The organism is Dyella acidiphila (assembly GCF_014863405.1).
In the GTDB taxonomy this organism is placed as follows: domain Bacteria; phylum Pseudomonadota; class Gammaproteobacteria; order Xanthomonadales; family Rhodanobacteraceae; genus Dyella_B; species Dyella_B acidiphila.
In genome coordinates this window covers 283,465-299,118 of record NZ_JACZZA010000001.1, presented here as the reverse complement: position 1 = coordinate 299,118, position 15,654 = coordinate 283,465, and the positions used below count along the sequence as shown (strand labels likewise).

The window sequence follows — 15,654 nt, the reverse complement described above, 5'->3', positions numbered from 1 at the left end:
GACAACTACGTGACAAACAGGTAGGCGATTGGCGTCACGCCGGGGCGGACGGCTCCTGCGCGTGCTGCAGTTTGCGGCGATAGGCGCCCGGCCCGCTGCGATAATGTTTTTTGAACACGCGCCCAAAAGCCGCTTCGGAGGCGTAGCCGCAGCGCTCGGCCACCTGATTGGCGGACAGTCCCTCGCGCAGCAGCAGCCGCGCGGCCAGTTCCATCCGCACCGTAGTGACCCATTCCAGCGGCGGCATGCCGCCCAGTTCGGTAAAGCGCCGGGCGAAGGTGGCGCGCGAGACATGCGCGTGGGCGGCCAGCGAACCCACCGTCCAGGACTGCGCCGGTTGCGCCAGCACGGCCTCCACCACGCGGCTCATACGCGCGTCGGCGAGCAGCGCCAGCACATTGCCGCTGAGCTGCCCGGTGCTGATCAGGTGACGCAGCAGCAGGGTGAACAGGGCGGTGGACAGTTCGTCGATCACCGCGCTGCCGCCGGGCTTCGGCTCCACGCTTTCGCTGCGCATCATGCCGATCAGGGCGCGCAGTGCCGCGCGTTCGCCGCTGCGGATATGGATCACTTCCGGCAGCGAGCGCAGCAAGGAGCTGCCGGTTTCGCGCATCACGAACACGCCGCACAACATGTCCAGCAGCACGCCCTCGCCCTCGCTGCGGATCTCGGTGACGACACCGTTGAAATGGCGCTCCCCACCGCCGTCGGGCGGCGCGGCGTCTGCCGGCAGGTCGACGCTTTCCAGTACGTGATGGCTGCCCTGCGGAAAGATCAGCACGTCGCCCGCCTCGAATTCCTCCACGCGGCGGCCGATGCGCACCCGCATGCGGCCGCCGAGGATCACATGATAGGGCACGTGGCCGGGCGGGGCGGCGGGCTGGTCGGCCGCCCAGGTACCGGCGAGATGGCAGTGCAGATCGACCCTGCCGGAGGGGGAAAGCATGCGGACTAGATGGCTGAGGCTATCCATGGAGTGAGACGATCAAGCAAAAAATGAAGACGATTATATGCAGATGAGCGCAGCAGTGGCGCCTACGATATCTCCACTGGCACAGCGACGCGAGCCGCCGGGCCCATCCTCGAACCCCACTGGAGCATCCTCATGAACCGTCTGCACACCCTCGATATCAACCAGGCCAGCGGCGAAACCGCCGACATGTTCGCTTCCATCAAGAAGGCCGTCGGCAAGGTCCCCAACGCTTATCTCGCCATCGGCAGCAACGCCCCGGCCGTGCTCGGTCAGGTGCTGCAGACTGGCGCGGTGCTGAAGCAGGGCGAGCTCAGCGCCCGCGAGTTGGAGGCGATCAACCTGTCGGTGAGCGAAGCGTCGGCCTGTGATTACTGTCTGGCCGCGCACAGCCTTACCGGCAAGATGGCCGGCTACAGCGTCGAGCAGTTGCATGAGCTGCGCGCTGGCGGCTTGAGCGGCGACGCCAAGATCGACGCGCTGGTGAAATTCGCGCTGACCCTGGTGAAGACCTCGGGCACGCTGCCGGCTCAAGCGGTGGAAAGCGTAAAGCAGGCCGGCTACAGCGATCGCCAGATTGTCGAAGCGATGCTGGCGGTGAGCGCGATCCTGTTCACCAATATGTTCAACCGCGTCAACGACACGGTGGTCGACTTCCCCAAGGCTCCGTAAGCGGCCCGGGATCAGCCACAAAAAAAGCGATCGCCGATGCAGCGGCGATCGCTTGAGTTTGGGTTAGCACGTCCGCTAAGCGACTAACCAGACACTTATTTTTATTACTGGGCAGAGCTGGTGGTCGAGGTCGACGACACCGGGTGCGAGGCCTTGAACTGCTGCCACTGTGCCTTGCGAGCCTGGAACGCCGCCTTCTGCGCGGTGTACTGCGACTGCTGGGTGCTGCTCAGCACGGTGGAGTAGATCTGGGCGGTCACGGCAGCGCGGGCGGTGATGCGGGCGCTGGTCAGGTTCGCTTCGGCCTGGGCCAGGCTGGCGGCAGCGGCCTGGTAGCCGGATGCGTTGGGCGCCATCTGTTCAAACGCTTCACGCTGCTGGCGCACGGCCTGGAACTGCGGCTTCAGCTGGGTGAAGCTCTGCTGCACGATCTGCTTCACCTGGGTCTTCTGGGCGTCGGTGAGGTTCAGGCCGCGCAGGGCCATGAAGCCGCCGCCGTGGTGGCCGTGGCCGCCGAAGCCGCCCTGTCCACCCGGGCCGGCGAGTGCCAGCGCGGAGCAGCCAAGAGCCGCGGCCAGGATGATCGACAGAGTCATTGTCTTGCGCATATCAAGCTCCTGCTTGTTGGGGGGTTGTTGGTGATTATTGGAAAGCAGGTGCGCGTTTAAGACCTTTGCGGCCGTGTAAAGAAGGGTAAAGTCAGGTCGCCGTAAGCGGCGGCAGCCAAGCGCGGCGGGTAATGCGATAGTAAATAGGCCCGTTTTTACGACCTGTGCTGTCCATGTCCCGAATACTGATTGGCGATGACGATCGTGAGCTGTGTGCACTGCTGTCCGAATACCTGCGCCGTGAAGGGCTGCAGGTGGAGGTGGTGCACGACGGCGAGGAAGTGCTGACGCAATTGCGCGATCCGGCCACGCGCCCGGATCTGCTGATCCTGGATGTGATGATGCCCGGCCGCAGCGGCCTGGATACGCTGCGCGAATTGCGCGCGCAGCACCGCCTGCCGGTGATCATGTTGTCCGGACGCGGCGAGCCGGTGGATCGCGTGGTGGGACTGGAGCTGGGCGCGGACGACTATCTGTCCAAGCCCTGTCTGCCGCGCGAACTGCTGGCGCGCGTGCGCGCGCAATTGCGCCGGCATACGGTGGAAGGCGCAGGTGTGCTTACCGCCGGCGTGCTGCGATTGATGCCAGGCGAGCGCCGCGCTTATGCCGGCGAGCACGAGCTCAATCTCACCGGCGCCGAGTTCGCCTTGCTGCTGATCCTGGTGCAGCGCGCTGGCGAAGTGATCGACAAGACCTCGCTGACCCGCGTGGCGCTGGGTCGCGAGCTGGAGCGTTTCGATCGCAGCATCGACGTGCACGTCAGCCGTTTGCGGCACAAGCTGGCGGAAGCTTCGCCGCAGTCGCCGCGCATCGACTCCATTCGCGGCGCGGGCTATGTGCTGCTGCCGCAGGGCGGCGCGCAGGCATGAACACCTTCAAGAGTCCGTTCCGCAGTCCATTGTTCTGGCGCCTGCTGGTCTTTTTCTGCATCGCCAATCTGCTGGTGCTGGTGCTGGGCAGCTGGCTGACCAGTCGGTTTATCGCCTTCTCGGCCGAGCAAGGCGTGGACTGGCCGACATTGGCGCAAGCGGCCGAAGATGCCTATGACAGCGGCGGCATAACCGGGCTCGAAAGCTGGCGGCAGCAGCAGCGTGCCGCCGGCGTCGAGGCCACGTTGTACGAAAACGGCCAGCCGCTCAGCGAGATCCATTTGCCGCAGGCCATGCGCGAATCGCTGCCCGACTGGCTGGCTGCCGGCCACAGCATCGTGCTCAATCCGTTTCCCGGCTTCTACGTGGCCGTGCAGCAGGTGACCGGCAGCGATGGGCATGCGCGGCAACTGGTCGGGCTCAGCAGTTCGCGCGCGCGCATTCCGCGCCATCTGCGCGAAAAGATTTCGTTTTCCGTGCAGCTGGCGCTATCGCTGCTGCTGATCGTCGGCATCGGCTGGTGGGTGGCGCGCAGCGTGTCGCGTCCGGTGGAGGCGATGCGCGCCGCCACGCGCAAGATGGCGGCGGGCGAATTCACCACGCGGGTGGAGCGGCGCTGGAGCGATGCGCATGACGAACTCGGCCAGCTGGCGCGCGATTTCAACGGCATGGCCGAACGCATCGAAATCCTGGTCGCGCACGATCGCGGGGTATTGCAGGATCTGTCGCACGAACTGCGCTCGCCGCTGGCACGCCTGCATCTGATCCTGGATCTGGCCCAGCACAGCAGGGATGCAGCGGAAGCCGCCACCCACTTCGAGCATGCCGAGCGCGAGATTGCGCGGATGGATCGCATGACCGCCGAAATGCTGGCACTGTCGCGCCTCGAAGGCGGCCTGCCGGGCATGGAGCGCGAAGCGGTGGATCTGGCCGAGCTGATGCGCGAGCGGCTGCATGCCGCCAAGGTGGAGGCCGAAGCGCGCAAGGTGCGCTTGCAACTGGTCGATAGCGGCGCGGCGACGGTGTCGGGCAGTGGCATTCTGCTGGAGCGCGCGCTGGATAACGTCATCGCCAACGCGATCAAGTTCAGTCCATCGGGCGCGGATGTAGAGGTGCGTATCGAGCATCGCCAAGGACATGTCGACGTGCACGTGCGCGACCATGGTCCGGGCGTGCCTGCGGAAGAACTGGATTTGCTGTTCCGCCCGTTCTTTCGCGGTACCAATGCGGTGCATGCGAGCGGGCACGGGCTTGGGCTGACGATTGTGCAGCGAGTGGTGCAAGTGCATGGCGGCGAGGTGACTGCGCGCAATGCTGCCGACGGCGGCCTGGAAGTAATCCTGCAGTTGCCCGCTGGCGATGCTCTGATGTGACAGCGCCGGACCGCGTCATGGCAAGGATGATGGCAAACAAAAAAAGCGCCCCGGAAGGGGCGCTTTTGGTTTGCGTGACAGGCTGATCAGTTCGGCAGCGACAAATCGTCCAGCAGCGCCTTGAGGAAGCGCGCGGCTTCGCCGCCGGTAGCGGCGCGATGGTCGAAGGTGAGGCTGATCGGCATGCGGCGATGCACTTCGATGCCGCCCATCACCGCCACCACGTCGTGGCTGAGCTTGCCGGCGCCGATGATCGCCACGCACGGCGGCACCACCACCGGCGTGGCATAGCGGCCGGCGAACATGCCGAAGTTGGACAGGCTGATGGTGTAGCCCGACAGTTCCGAGGACGGAATCGTGCGGTCTTCCACCTGCGTGCGCAGGCGCTTGATGCCGGCACGGATGCCGGCGCCGTCGAGCACGTCCGCATTGCGCAGCGCGGGCACGAACAGGCCGTCTTCGGTGTCCACCGCGATGCCGATATCCACATGCGGATGCAGCGTGCGGCTGAGGTTCTTGCCGTCGAACCAGGCGTTCAAGGCCGGCACCGCCTTGCAGGCCGCGACGATGGCGCGGATCAGGCGTGCGGTGATGTCCTGCTTGCCGATCCAGGCGTGCAGGTCGGCATCGTCGACCAGGGTGGTGGGCACCACATTGGCGTGTGCGTCGGCCATCACGCGCGCCATATTGCGGCGCACGCCCTTGAGCTGTTCCGGCTGGCCGCTGGCCTGCACGCTCGGCGGCGCGGTGCGCACCGGCTTGCCGGCGAGCGAGGTCGGCGTGCGTGCCGGTTCCGGCTGCGGCAGTTCGGGCGCGAGATGGCGACCGGCCGAAGCGGGCACGGCGGCACGTGCCGGGGCGGAACCCAGCGCGGCGCTGCCGTTGGCGGCGGCGTTCTTCACGTCCTGCAGGGTGACCACGCCGTCGGCGCCGGTCGGCGCCACACGGCTGATGTCGACCTTGAGCTTCTTGGCCAGTGCGCGCACCGCCGGCACGGCCTTCACGCCGCCGACGCTGGAAGCCTGCTCCACGTGCACGTGGCTGCCGCTGATCATCGCGCCGACCACGGTGCCTTCGTCTTCGCGATCGGCGCTCTTGCCGTCGCCCGCCTCGATCTCGCCGCCTTCATCGGAAGCGGTGACTTTCTTCGGTTCGGCCGCGGTTTTCTTGGGGCCGTGATGATGGCCGGTAGCTTCTGCCTCGGCACGCTGCTTGGCGTTCGGATCGGGTTCGAATTCGGCCAGCGCCGCACCGGTTTCGATCACGTCGCCGGGCGCGCCGTGCAGCTTGGTGACCTTGCCGGTGTAGGGCGAGGGCACGTCGACCACGGCCTTGGCGGTTTCCATCGACGCCAGCGGTGCATCGAGCTTGATGGTGTCGCCTTCCTTCACATGCCATTCGACGATGGTGGCGTCGGGCAGGCCTTCGCCGAGGTCCGGCAGGTAGAACGTCTTGATGTCGGCCATGAGTGGGTTCCCGTAATCAGTCTTGATGTTCTTTATGCAGTCATCCCGGCATGGGCCGGGATGACGTGTCGTTATGGGTCAGGAGTTGGCGAGCGTGCGCTTGGCGGCCTCGACCACCCGCTCCGTGCTGGGCAGGTACTTCATTTCCAGGCGGAACAGCGGAATGTGCGTGTCGAAGCCGGTAACGCGCTCGACCGGCGCGAGCAGTTCATACAGGCATTCCTCGGCGATGCGTGCGGCGATTTCCGCGCCGAAGCCGGCGGTCTTGGGTGCCTCGTGCACGATCACGCAACGGCCGGTCTTCTGCACCGATTCGGCAATGGTGTCGAAGTCCAGCGGGGTGAGCGTGGCCACGTCGATCACTTCGGCGCTGATGCCTTCCTCAGCCAGCGCGTCGGCGGCTTCCAGCGCTTCCTTCACCTGCGCGCCCCAGGTCACGATGGTGACGTCGGTGCCGTCGCGCAGCACGAAGCACACGTCCAGCGGCAGCGCCTCGCCGTCATCGGGCACTTCTTCCTTGTACTGGCGATAGATGCGCTTGGGCTCGAAGAACATCACCGGATCCGGATCGCGGATCGCGGCCAGCAGCAGCCCGTAGGCACGGGCAGGCGACGACGGCATCACCACGCGCAGGCCCGGGATATTGGTGAACAGATGCTCGTTCGCCTCGGAGTGATGTTCCGGCGCGCGAATGCCGCCGCCCCACGGTGCGCGCCACACGGCCGGCACGGTGATGCGGCCGCGGGTGCGGTTGCGCAGGCGCGCGGCGTGGCAGGCGATCTGTTCCATCATCGGGTAGATGAAACCTTCGAACTGCGCTTCGGCCACCGGCTTCATGCCCTGGGCGGCCAGGCCGACGGTGACGCCGGCGATGGTGGTTTCGTCCAGCGGCGTGTCGAGCACGCGCAGCTCGCCGAACTTTTCCTGCAGGCCCTGGGTGGCGCGGAACACGCCGCCGTTCACGCCGACGTCTTCGCCCAGCACCACGACGCTTTCGTCATGGGCCATTTCGTAAGCCAGCGCCTGGGTGACGGCTTCGATGAGAGTGATTTGTGCCATGGCTCAGTGCGCCTTCTTGTCGAGCGAGAGTGCGAGATCGCGCTGCTTGGCGAGATCGGCGGGGACTTCGGCGAAGGTGTAGTCGAACATCGCCGTGACGGGCTGGGTCTTGGTCTCGAGGTAGGCATTCACCTCGTTGTCCATCCAGTCGTCGCACTCGGTCTTCCAGGCTTCTTCCTTCTCGTCGTCCCACACGCCCTTGGCGACCAGCCAGCTGCGCAGGCGCTTCATCGGCTCCTTCGCCCAGGCGTCTTTCACTTCCTGCTCGCCGCGGTAGCGGCGGGCGTCGTCGGCGGTGGTGTGGTCGCTCAGGCGATAGGTGACCAGCTCCAGCACGCTGCCGCCCTGGCCGTTGCGGGCACGCTCCAGCGCGTCTTCCATCGCCTTGCGCACGGCGATGATGTCGTTGCCGTCCACCTGGATCGAGAACAGGCCGGCGGCGATGCCCTTCTGCGCCAGCGTGGGTGCGCCGGACTGGATCTTGCGCGGCACCGAGATGGCCCACTGGTTGTTGACGATCACGGCCACCAGCGGCAGGTTCTGCGCGCCGGCGATATTGATGGCGCCGTAGAAGTCGCCCTTCGAAGAACCGCCGTCGCCGATGGTGCACACGGCCACGCGCTTCTCGTTGCGGATCTTGAAGGCCAGCGCGGAGCCGGCGGCATGCAGGCACTGCGTGGCGATCGGCACCGACCAGGCGAAGTCGTGGCGTGCGGGCTCTTTCTGGTAGTCGTTGCCGCGCTCGTCGCCGCCCCAGTACATGTACACCTCGCGCGGCTGCACGCCGCGGTACAACTGGGCACCGTATTCACGGTAGCTGGGGGCGAACACGTCTTCGGGCTTCATGGCGCTGCCGATGCCGACATGCGCGGCTTCGTGGCCCAGGCAACTTGCATAAGTGCCGAGCTTGCCGGTACGTTGCAGTGCTACCGACTTCGCGTCGAACACGCGGGTCGACATCATCAGCTTGTACAGCTCGACCATGTGGTTGAGGTCTTTGGCGAACTCAGGCAGGTCGTCACGGACCTGCTTGCCTTCGGCGTCGAGGTATTGCAGATATTCGATTTCAAACTTGGCGGCGATGGACACGACTCGCTCCCGGGTGGGGTAAGGAAAAGATCTCTGCGGGGGAGGCGAGGCCCATCCAGTGGGGCCTGGCGCAAAGGAAAAGTCCCAGACAAGACCGCATTTGATAGCAGGCAGCCATGTTGCGCTGCAAGGCACACCGCAGCATGCGAGCCCGTACGTGGGGGCTCCCCGGACCGGTTAACATGCGTCTTTTTGCGGGTTTGCGGGCACCATGACGGATAACCAGCGCGACCTCGAGGCCGGCATCCAGCTCGACCTGAACGGCCGGATGACCTACGGCGGCTACCTGCGGCTGGACCAGCTGCTGAGCGCCCAGCAGCCGGTCAGCGCACCGCCGCACCACGACGAAATGCTGTTCATCGTGCAGCACCAGGTGGCCGAGCTGTGGATGAAGCTGATCATCCACGAGCTGAAGCTGGCGATCGCGCGCCTGCGCGCCGACGACCTGGATGCCTGCCTGAAAATTCTTGCGCGGGTGAAGCAGGTGCAGCGGCAGCTGTTCGAGCAGTGGGGCGTGCTGGAGACGCTGACGCCATCGGAATACCTGGGCTTTCGCGACGCGCTGGGCTCGTCGTCCGGCTTCCAGTCGCTGCAGTACCGCATTATCGAATTCATGCTGGGCAACAAGAACGCGCAGATGCTCCAGGTGTTCGATTGCGACCCGGCCGCACAGGCGCAGTTGCGCGAGGTGCTGGAAGCGCCCGGCCTGTACGACGAATTCCTGCGCTACCTGGCGCGCCGGGGGCATGCGGTGCCGGCGGCGCGCGTGGAGCGCAACTGGAGCGAGGCGTATCAGCGCCACGAGGAATTGCTGCCGGTGTTCAAGCGCATCTACGAAGGGCGGGCGGAGTTCTGGCCGGAGTACCACATGTGCGAACAGCTGGTGGACGTGGAGGAGAGTTTCCAGCTTTGGCGTTTCCGCCATATGAAAACGGTGGAGCGGATCATCGGACACCGGCGCGGCACGGGTGGTTCCTCCGGCGTGGCCTTCCTCAAGAAGGCGCTGGAACTGGAGTTCTTCCCCGAATTGCTGGATGTGCGCACCGTGCTTGGCAGCTGATCATCGCCCCGCCGTCATTCCGGCCTTCGCCGGAATGACGGCACGGAGCTTTGCCGCACTGCATTTGACTGCAACCTATCCGGCTCGTTACATCTGTCCGGTCTACTGTCCAAGGGGGCCTTCGTGAGCCAGAGTTCCACTGCCGGCGTCGTCGCGACGCCCGACTTCCCGCAAGTGCTGGGCCATCCACGCCCCTTGTGGATGCTGTTCATGACCGAGTTCTGGGAGCGCTTCGCCTACTACAGCCTGAGCTGGGCGCTGGCGCTGTACGCGGTGGCGCAGTTCTACCACGGCGATCCCGCCGGGCAGGGCTGGGCCAGCAGCATCTTCGGCGCCTACGTGGCGCTGGCGTTTGCCTTCGGCGTGTTCGGCGGCTACGTGGCGGACAAGATCATCGGCTACCAGCGGTCGATCCTGATCGGCGCGGTGGTGATGGCCGCCGGCCTGTTCGTGCTGATGATTCCAAGCCGCGAAGCCTTGTTGTTCGGCCTGGCGATGGTGATCGTCGGCGATGCGCTGTTCAAGCCGAATATTTCCTCGATGGTGGGGCAGCTGTACGCGCCGGGCGACGAGCGCCGCGACCGCGGCTTCACGCTGTTCTACATGGGCATCAACTGCGGCGCGTTCCTGGCCCCGCTGATCACCGGCTGGCTGGCCAGCTACTACACGAATACGCCGATGCAGCAGAATTTCCGCATCGTGTTCGCCGCCGCGGGCGTGGGCATGCTGCTGAGCCTGCTGTGGTTCTGGTTCGGCCGGCGCGGCCTGCGCGGCGTGGGGCGCCCGGCGCCCGGCAATGAAAGCCGCCTGCGCGTACTGGCGGTGGTGGTGGGCGTGGTGATCGCGGTGCCGGTGACCTACCTGCTGCTGTCCAGGCTGGGCGCGGTCGGCCTGCAGTGGGTGATGGCCGTGCTGTTCGTGGGCATGGTGGTGGTGCTGGTCGCCGAAGCGATGCGTCACGATCGCGTGCAGTTGGACCGGGTGATCGCCATGCTGATCATCTTCGCCTTCAACGTGTTGTTCTGGGTGTTCTATTACCTGTTCGGCACCACCTTCAATTTTCTGGCGGAAAACCTGGTCGACCGGCAGATGTTCGGCGGCTGGCAGTTTCCGGTGGGCTGGTTCCAGTCGATGACGCCGCTGTGGGTGGTGGCGCTGGCGCCGGTCACCGCCTTTGCCTGGGGCTGGCTGGCCAAGCGGCACAAGGAGCCGTCGATTCCGCGCAAGTTCGGCCTGGGCCTGGTCTTCAACGGCATTGGCTTTCTCAGCCTGATCTACGCGCTGGCGCATCTGCTGGACAGCCACGGCCTGATTCCGTTCTGGCCGCTGGCGATGTGCTACCTGTTCCAGTCGGTGGGCGAGCTGTGTCTGTCGCCGATCGGCTTGTCGATGGTGACCAAGCTGGCGCCGCCGCGGCTGGTCGGGCTAGGGCTGGGCGGCTGGTTCCTGTCCACGGCGCTGGGCGGCAACCTGTCGGGCATGCTGGCTTCGCATATCAGCGGCGCCACCGGCATGACCGCCGCCTCCGCGCTGAGCGGCTTCACCTTCTGCTTCTACGTGCTGGCCGGTTCGGGCGTGCTGTTGCTGCTGCTGTCGCCGCTGGTTAATCGCCTGATGCACGGCGTGAAGTAAACGCCGGACCCGCGGACGGCGCGCTGCGCCGCCCGCTTATTTCTGTGCCACCGGCTGCAGCTTGTCGAGAATCCGCGTCAGCCACTGCTGCTCGTCGGGATCGAGCTTCTGCAGCACTTCGCGCTCGCGGGCACGGGCCATCGGCGCCACGTCGTCATGGATCAGCCAGCCGGCCTCGGTAAGGCTCAGCACCGAGCGGCGCTTGTCGCCGTCGTGGGTATCGCGATGCACGCGCCCGGCTTCCACCAGCCGGGCCAGGGCGCGGCTCACCGCCACCTTGTCCATCGCCGTGCGCTCGGCCACCTCGCGGGCCGACAGGCCGTGGAAGCGCGCCAGTACCGCCATCACCCGCCATTCGGTCATGCCGAGGTCGTATTTGCGCTGGTAATCGTCCGCGATCGCCTGGCTCACCGTGTTGGAAAGAATCGACAGCCGGTAAGGCAGGAAATGTTCCAGTTCCAGGGGGGCATGCTCGGCTCCGGCAGGGGCTGGCTTACGCGGATTTGACATTGCGGCATTGTTCCTTGCTATTAGTTTCAAATGTAACTATAACGTGGGTCTTATCTCGATGGTGGCACGCTGCCGTGGCCGCCGTCGCGCATCGGACTCAAGTCAGGAGAGCGCCATGAACGCCCAGCCCAATCTCGGCATGCAGGTCACCACCTTCGAAAACCCGATGGGTATCGATGGCTTCGAGTTCGTCGAGTTTGCCGCACCGGCCGGCCGTGGTGGCGAACTGCACGCGCTGTTCAAGAACATGGGTTTCAGCGCCGTGCTCAAGCACAAGAGCCGGCCGCTGACGGTGTACCGCCAGGGCGGCGTGAACTTCCTGGTCAACGAAGATCCGGCCTCGTTTGCCGCCGACTTCGCCGCCAAGCACGGCCCTTGCGCCTGCGGCTTCGCGATCCGCTTCAAGAAGCCGGCCGACGAGGTGCTGAAGACGGTGCTGGGCAATGGCGGCGAAGCATCGATCGACAAGGCCGACAGCAAGGCGGTGGATGCGCCGGTGGTGAAGGGCATCGGCGACTGCATGCTGTATCTGGTGGACCGCTACGGCAGCGCCGGCAACGTCTACGACGGCGACTATGTGCCGGTGTCGGGCGCCGAGCAGAACCCGGCCGGCTTCGGCCTCACCTTCATCGACCATCTCACGCACAATCTCTACTTCGGCAATATGCAGAAGTGGTCCGATTACTACGAGCGCCTGTTCAACTTCCGCGAGATCCGCTACTTCGACATCAAGGGCGCCAAGACCGGCCTGGTGTCGAAGGCGATGACCGCGCCGGACGGCATCGTGCGCATCCCGCTCAACGAATCGAGCGATCCGAAGAGCCAGATCAACGAATACCTCGACGCCTATCACGGCGAAGGCATCCAGCACATCGCCTGCTTCACCGACAACATCTACGACACGGTGGAAGCAATGCGCGAGCGGGGCGTGGAATTTCTGGATACGCCCGAGACCTATTTCGACGTGATCGACCAGCGCATTCCCAACCACGGCGAAGACGTGCCGCGCCTGACCAAGAACAAGATCCTGATCGATGCGGATCCGGAAACCAAGCAACGCAAGCTGCTGCAGATCTTCACCCAGAACAATATCGGCCCGATCTTCTTCGAGATCATCCAGCGCAAGGGCAACGAAGGTTTTGGCGAAGGCAACTTCCAGGCGCTGTTCGAGTCGATCGAGCGCGACCAGATGAAGCGCGGCGTGCTGTGATCTGTTCTCCCTCTTCCCCCTGGGGAGAGGGGCGGAATGAGGGGCTGAGACTTGCCCCTCGCTGCAGTTGGAACCACGCTCCGACTTCTGTTCAACGCAAGATTGGCCCCCTCACCCCAGCTCGCCCGCGGCTGGGCGAGGGCGTACCGGCAGGCAAGAGTGAAACCTTCCATGCAATCGAACGGCTACCAATCCGGCTTCGGCAACGAATTCGCCAGCGAAGCGATCAGCGGCATTCTGCCCACCGGCCAGAATTCGCCGCAGCGCGTGGCGCACGGCCTGTATGCGGAACAATTGTCCGGCAGCGCGTTCACCGCGCCGCGGCATAGCAATCGCCGCAGCTGGCTGTATCGCATCCGTCCGGCGGCGATGCACCGGCCGTTCGAGCCGCATGCGCATGCAAGCTTCCACAATCGCTTCGACGAAACCCCGCCGACGCCGAACCAGCTGCGCTGGGATCCGTGGCCGATGCCGGGCACGCCCACCGATTTCGTCGACGGCCTGGTCACCCTGGCCGGCAATGGCGGCGCGGCCGAGCAGGCCGGCTGCGGCATGCATGTCTACGTCGCCAATCGTTCGATGGAAGGCCGCTTCTTCTACGACGCCGACGGCGAGCTGCTGATCGTGCCGCAGCAGGGGCGCCTGCGCCTGTGCACCGAGCTGGGCGTGCTGGAGATCAAGCCGCTGGAGATTGCGGTGATTCCGCGCGGCGTGCGTTTTCGGGTGGAGTTGATCGACGGCGACGCGCGCGGCTATGTGGCGGAGAATTTCGGCAGCCTGCTGCGCCTGCCGGACCTTGGCCCGATCGGCGCCAACTCGATGGCGCTGCCGCGCGATTTCCTTACCCCGCACGCCGCCTACGAAGATGTCGAGGGCGATTTCGAATTGATCGCCAAATTCCAGGGCAACCTGTGGACTGCGCGCATCGATCATTCGCCGCTCGACGTGGTGGCCTGGCACGGCAACTACGCGCCCTACAAATACGATCTCACCTTGTTCAACACCGTGGGTTCGATCAGCGTGGATCATCCCGATCCCTCGATCTTCACCGTGCTGACCTCGCCCAGCGATACGCATGGCACGGCGAACGTGGATTTCGTGATCTTCCCGCCGCGCTGGCTGGTGGCTGAACACACCTTCCGGCCGCCGTATTTCCATCGCAATGTCGCCAGCGAATTCATGGGCCTGATCGAAGGCGTGTACGACGCCAAGGCCGGCGGCTTCGCGCCGGGCGGTGCCAGCCTGCACAACTGCATGAGCGGCCACGGTCCGGATGCGGCCAGTTTCGAGAAAGCCAGCGCGGCCGACGTGAGCAAGCCGGATCATCTCACCGGCACCATGGCCTTCATGTTCGAGACGCGCAAGGTGATCCATCCCACGCGACAGGCGATCGACGCACCGCAGCTGCAGCACGATTACTACAAGTGCTGGCAGGGCATCGCCAAGCACTTCGATCCGAAGCGCGCGTAAAATGGCCGGCCGGTTGCGCGTGGCGCGCACCGTCAATCAACGTTGCAACGGCTGCCCATGCGCGCAGCCGACGGAGTGAATGCATGAAACTGGGCAGTCTGAAGGAAGGCGGTCGCGACGGTACCTTGATCGTGGTAAGCCGCGATCTCACGCAGGCGGTGAAGGCTGCCGGCATCGCCGCAACCTTGCAGGCCGCGCTGGACGACTGGTCCAACACCGCGCCGCGCCTGAATGCGCTTTACGACGAACTCAACCACGGCAAGGCCGCGGCTGCGTTCGCGCTGGACATGACCGCACTGGCCTCGCCGCTGCCGCGTGCCTATGAATTCGTCGACGGCAGCGCCTACCTGCCGCACGTGGCGCGCGTGCGCCGTGCACGCGGGGCAGAAGTGCCGGAATCCTTCTACGTCGATCCGCTGATGTACCAGGCGGTGAGTGCTGGTTTTCTGGGGCCGCGCGATCCGGTGGTGGTGCCGAGCGAAGAGTACGGCATCGATCTGGAAGCCGAGGTGGTGGTGGTGACCGACGATGTGCCGATGGCGGTGACGCCGGCACAGGCGGCCGGCCATATCCAGCTGGTCGGCCTGGTCAACGACGTGAGCCTGCGCGGCCTGATTCCGGGGGAGCTGGCCAAGGGCTTCGGCTTCCTGCAATCCAAGCCGCGCTCGGCGCTGTCGCCGGTGCTGGTGACGCCGGATGAACTGGGCGACGCCTGGCAGGACGAAAAGCTGCATCTGCCGATGCGCACCTGGCTCAACGGCAAGTGGTTCGGCGAAGCCGAATGCGGCGTCGACATGCAGTTCAACTTCGCGCAGCTGGTGGCGCACGCGGCCAAGACGCGCCCGCTGACTGCCGGCACCATCGTCGGCTCCGGCACCATCGCCAACGAAGACACCGGCAAGGGTGCTTCCTGCCTGGCGGAACAGCGTACGGTGGAAGCGCTGCGCGACGGCAAGCCGAGCACGCCATTCCTGAAGTTCGGCGACAGCCTGCGCATCGAGATCACCGACCGGGATGGCGCCTCGATCTTCGGCGCCATCGAGCAAGTCATTGCGCCGTTGAAATAAGGCGTACGTGATGTGAAGAGGTGACGCGTCGGGACATCGGCGCTATCTTCGGGCGATTCCTCACTCATCGTCGCCAGGAGTTCCCCATGTCCCAGGTCACCCTCAAAGGCAATCCGATCCAGGTCGACGGCCAGTTGCCGTCGGTCGGCGCCGGTGCGCCGAGTTTCAGCCTCGTCGCGAAAGATCTCTCCGACAAGACGCTGGCCAGCTTCGGCGGCAAGCGCAAAGTGCTAAACATTTTCCCCAGCGTGGACACGCCGACCTGCGCCACCTCCGTGCGCAAGTTCAACGAAAAGGCCGGTACGCTCGACAACACCCTGGTGCTGTGCATTTCCGCCGACCTGCCGTTTGCGCAGGCGCGTTTCTGCGGCGCCGAAGGCCTCGACCATGTCGTCATGCTGTCGACCATGCGCGGCCACGATTTCCTCAAGCACTACGGCGTGGCCATCGCCAACGGCCCGATGAACGGACTTGCCGCGCGCGCGGTGGTAGTGCTGGATGAGCACGACAAGGTGCTGCACACCGAATTGGTGGGCGAAATCGCGCACGAACCGAATTACGACGCAGCCCTGCAGGCACTGGCCTAAGCTGCATCGCCG

The 15,654-nt window shown here is 65.2% G+C and carries 15 protein-coding genes; 9 read left to right on the top strand and 6 right to left on the bottom strand.

The annotated features are described in order from the left end of the window. Nucleotides 1–34: 34 nt before the first annotated feature. Nucleotides 35–973 (bottom strand): AraC family transcriptional regulator, encoded by a 939-nt coding sequence (locus IGX34_RS01495; RefSeq protein WP_192553892.1) that lies wholly within the window; start codon nucleotides 971–973, stop codon nucleotides 35–37. 132 nt (nucleotides 974–1,105) lie between these two features. On the opposite strand from IGX34_RS01495, the gene IGX34_RS01490 reads away from it, so the two are divergent. Then, entirely contained in the window at nucleotides 1,106–1,642 is a 537-nt protein-coding gene (locus IGX34_RS01490; RefSeq protein WP_192553891.1) for a carboxymuconolactone decarboxylase family protein, read from the top strand. A gap of 104 nt (nucleotides 1,643–1,746) precedes the next feature. Here the strand turns inward: IGX34_RS01490 and IGX34_RS01485 are convergent, their stop codons facing one another. Beyond that, nucleotides 1,747–2,250, bottom strand: coding sequence for a periplasmic heavy metal sensor (locus tag IGX34_RS01485; protein ID WP_192553890.1), 504 nt, complete (start codon nucleotides 2,248–2,250; stop codon nucleotides 1,747–1,749). A 173-nt stretch (nucleotides 2,251–2,423) separates the two neighbouring features. Between IGX34_RS01485 and IGX34_RS01480 the strand changes: the two genes are divergently transcribed. Together IGX34_RS01480 and IGX34_RS01475 are read left to right on the top strand one after the other, a co-directional pair. Further along, complete coding sequence (locus IGX34_RS01480; RefSeq protein ID WP_192553889.1) at nucleotides 2,424–3,119, top strand: response regulator; 696 nt, start codon at nucleotides 2,424–2,426, stop codon at nucleotides 3,117–3,119. After that, the gene (locus IGX34_RS01475; protein WP_192553888.1) at nucleotides 3,116–4,492 is read left to right on the top strand and encodes a sensor histidine kinase; all 1,377 of its coding nucleotides are present in this window, start codon (nucleotides 3,116–3,118) and stop codon (nucleotides 4,490–4,492) included. The genes IGX34_RS01480 and IGX34_RS01475 overlap by 4 nt, the downstream gene beginning before the upstream one ends. Nucleotides 4,493–4,578: 86 nt before the next feature. Here IGX34_RS01475 and IGX34_RS01470 read toward each other — a convergent pair whose 3' ends face one another. The 3 genes from IGX34_RS01470 to pdhA form a co-directional block, all read right to left on the bottom strand. Continuing rightward, on the bottom strand, nucleotides 4,579–5,958 hold the full coding sequence (locus tag IGX34_RS01470; protein WP_192553887.1) for a dihydrolipoamide acetyltransferase family protein: 1,380 nt from the start codon (nucleotides 5,956–5,958) through the stop codon (nucleotides 4,579–4,581). Nucleotides 5,959–6,036: 78 nt separating this feature from the next. After that, the gene (locus tag IGX34_RS01465) at nucleotides 6,037–7,017 is read right to left on the bottom strand and encodes an alpha-ketoacid dehydrogenase subunit beta (protein WP_192553886.1); all 981 of its coding nucleotides are present in this window, start codon (nucleotides 7,015–7,017) and stop codon (nucleotides 6,037–6,039) included. A 3-nt stretch (nucleotides 7,018–7,020) separates the two neighbouring features. After that, entirely contained in the window at nucleotides 7,021–8,106 is a 1,086-nt protein-coding gene (gene pdhA, locus IGX34_RS01460; RefSeq protein ID WP_192553885.1) for a pyruvate dehydrogenase (acetyl-transferring) E1 component subunit alpha, read from the bottom strand. 211 nt (nucleotides 8,107–8,317) lie between these two features. On the opposite strand from pdhA, the gene IGX34_RS01455 reads away from it, so the two are divergent. Continuing rightward, nucleotides 8,318–9,166 (top strand): tryptophan 2,3-dioxygenase, encoded by an 849-nt coding sequence (locus tag IGX34_RS01455; protein ID WP_192553884.1) that lies wholly within the window; start codon nucleotides 8,318–8,320, stop codon nucleotides 9,164–9,166. Between the two features lie 123 nt (nucleotides 9,167–9,289). Then, on the top strand, nucleotides 9,290–10,798 hold the full coding sequence (locus tag IGX34_RS01450; RefSeq protein WP_192553883.1) for an oligopeptide:H+ symporter: 1,509 nt from the start codon (nucleotides 9,290–9,292) through the stop codon (nucleotides 10,796–10,798). Between the two features lie 36 nt (nucleotides 10,799–10,834). Here IGX34_RS01450 and IGX34_RS01445 read toward each other — a convergent pair whose 3' ends face one another. After that, a complete protein-coding gene (locus IGX34_RS01445; RefSeq protein WP_192553882.1) occupies nucleotides 10,835–11,308 on the bottom strand; it encodes a MarR family winged helix-turn-helix transcriptional regulator in 474 nt (157 codons plus the stop codon). A gap of 115 nt (nucleotides 11,309–11,423) precedes the next feature. On the opposite strand from IGX34_RS01445, the gene hppD reads away from it, so the two are divergent. The 4 genes from hppD to tpx all read left to right on the top strand — a co-directional run bounded on the left by hppD (nucleotide 11,424) and on the right by tpx (nucleotide 15,642). Further along, nucleotides 11,424–12,518, top strand: coding sequence for a 4-hydroxyphenylpyruvate dioxygenase (gene hppD, locus IGX34_RS01440; protein ID WP_425598766.1), 1,095 nt, complete (start codon nucleotides 11,424–11,426; stop codon nucleotides 12,516–12,518). Between the two features lie 171 nt (nucleotides 12,519–12,689). Beyond that, nucleotides 12,690–13,988: a homogentisate 1,2-dioxygenase gene (gene hmgA / locus IGX34_RS01435; RefSeq protein ID WP_192553881.1), complete on the top strand. Its 1,299-nt coding sequence runs from the start codon at nucleotides 12,690–12,692 to the stop codon at nucleotides 13,986–13,988. Between the two features lie 83 nt (nucleotides 13,989–14,071). Beyond that, a complete protein-coding gene (locus tag IGX34_RS01430) occupies nucleotides 14,072–15,055 on the top strand; it encodes a fumarylacetoacetate hydrolase family protein (protein WP_192553880.1) in 984 nt (327 codons plus the stop codon). 86 nt (nucleotides 15,056–15,141) lie between these two features. Then, nucleotides 15,142–15,642 carry a thiol peroxidase gene (gene tpx, locus IGX34_RS01425; RefSeq protein ID WP_192553879.1) on the top strand — a complete coding sequence of 167 codons (501 nt, stop codon included), beginning with the start codon at nucleotides 15,142–15,144 and terminating at the stop codon, nucleotides 15,640–15,642. The last annotated feature ends 12 nt before the right edge of the window (nucleotides 15,643–15,654 follow it).

What these genes read in the sequence shown, in the direction of transcription:
- IGX34_RS01495 (WP_192553892.1), bottom strand. Translation starts at nt 973, where the DNA reads ATGGATAGCCTCAGCCATCTAGTCCGCATGCTTTCCCCCTCCGGCAGG.
- IGX34_RS01490 (WP_192553891.1), top strand. Translation starts at nt 1,106, where the DNA reads ATGAACCGTCTGCACACCCTCGATATCAACCAGGCCAGCGGCGAAACC.
- IGX34_RS01485 (WP_192553890.1), bottom strand. Translation starts at nt 2,250, where the DNA reads ATGCGCAAGACAATGACTCTGTCGATCATCCTGGCCGCGGCTCTTGGC.
- IGX34_RS01480 (WP_192553889.1), top strand. Translation starts at nt 2,424, where the DNA reads ATGTCCCGAATACTGATTGGCGATGACGATCGTGAGCTGTGTGCACTG.
- IGX34_RS01475 (WP_192553888.1), top strand. Translation starts at nt 3,116, where the DNA reads ATGAACACCTTCAAGAGTCCGTTCCGCAGTCCATTGTTCTGGCGCCTG.
- IGX34_RS01470 (WP_192553887.1), bottom strand. Translation starts at nt 5,958, where the DNA reads ATGGCCGACATCAAGACGTTCTACCTGCCGGACCTCGGCGAAGGCCTG.
- IGX34_RS01465 (WP_192553886.1), bottom strand. Translation starts at nt 7,017, where the DNA reads ATGGCACAAATCACTCTCATCGAAGCCGTCACCCAGGCGCTGGCTTAC.
- IGX34_RS01455 (WP_192553884.1), top strand. Translation starts at nt 8,318, where the DNA reads ATGACGGATAACCAGCGCGACCTCGAGGCCGGCATCCAGCTCGACCTG.
- IGX34_RS01445 (WP_192553882.1), bottom strand. Translation starts at nt 11,308, where the DNA reads ATGTCAAATCCGCGTAAGCCAGCCCCTGCCGGAGCCGAGCATGCCCCC.
- hppD (WP_425598766.1), top strand. Translation starts at nt 11,424, where the DNA reads ATGAACGCCCAGCCCAATCTCGGCATGCAGGTCACCACCTTCGAAAAC.
- hmgA (WP_192553881.1), top strand. Translation starts at nt 12,690, where the DNA reads ATGCAATCGAACGGCTACCAATCCGGCTTCGGCAACGAATTCGCCAGC.
- IGX34_RS01430 (WP_192553880.1), top strand. Translation starts at nt 14,072, where the DNA reads ATGAAACTGGGCAGTCTGAAGGAAGGCGGTCGCGACGGTACCTTGATC.
- tpx (WP_192553879.1), top strand. Translation starts at nt 15,142, where the DNA reads ATGTCCCAGGTCACCCTCAAAGGCAATCCGATCCAGGTCGACGGCCAG.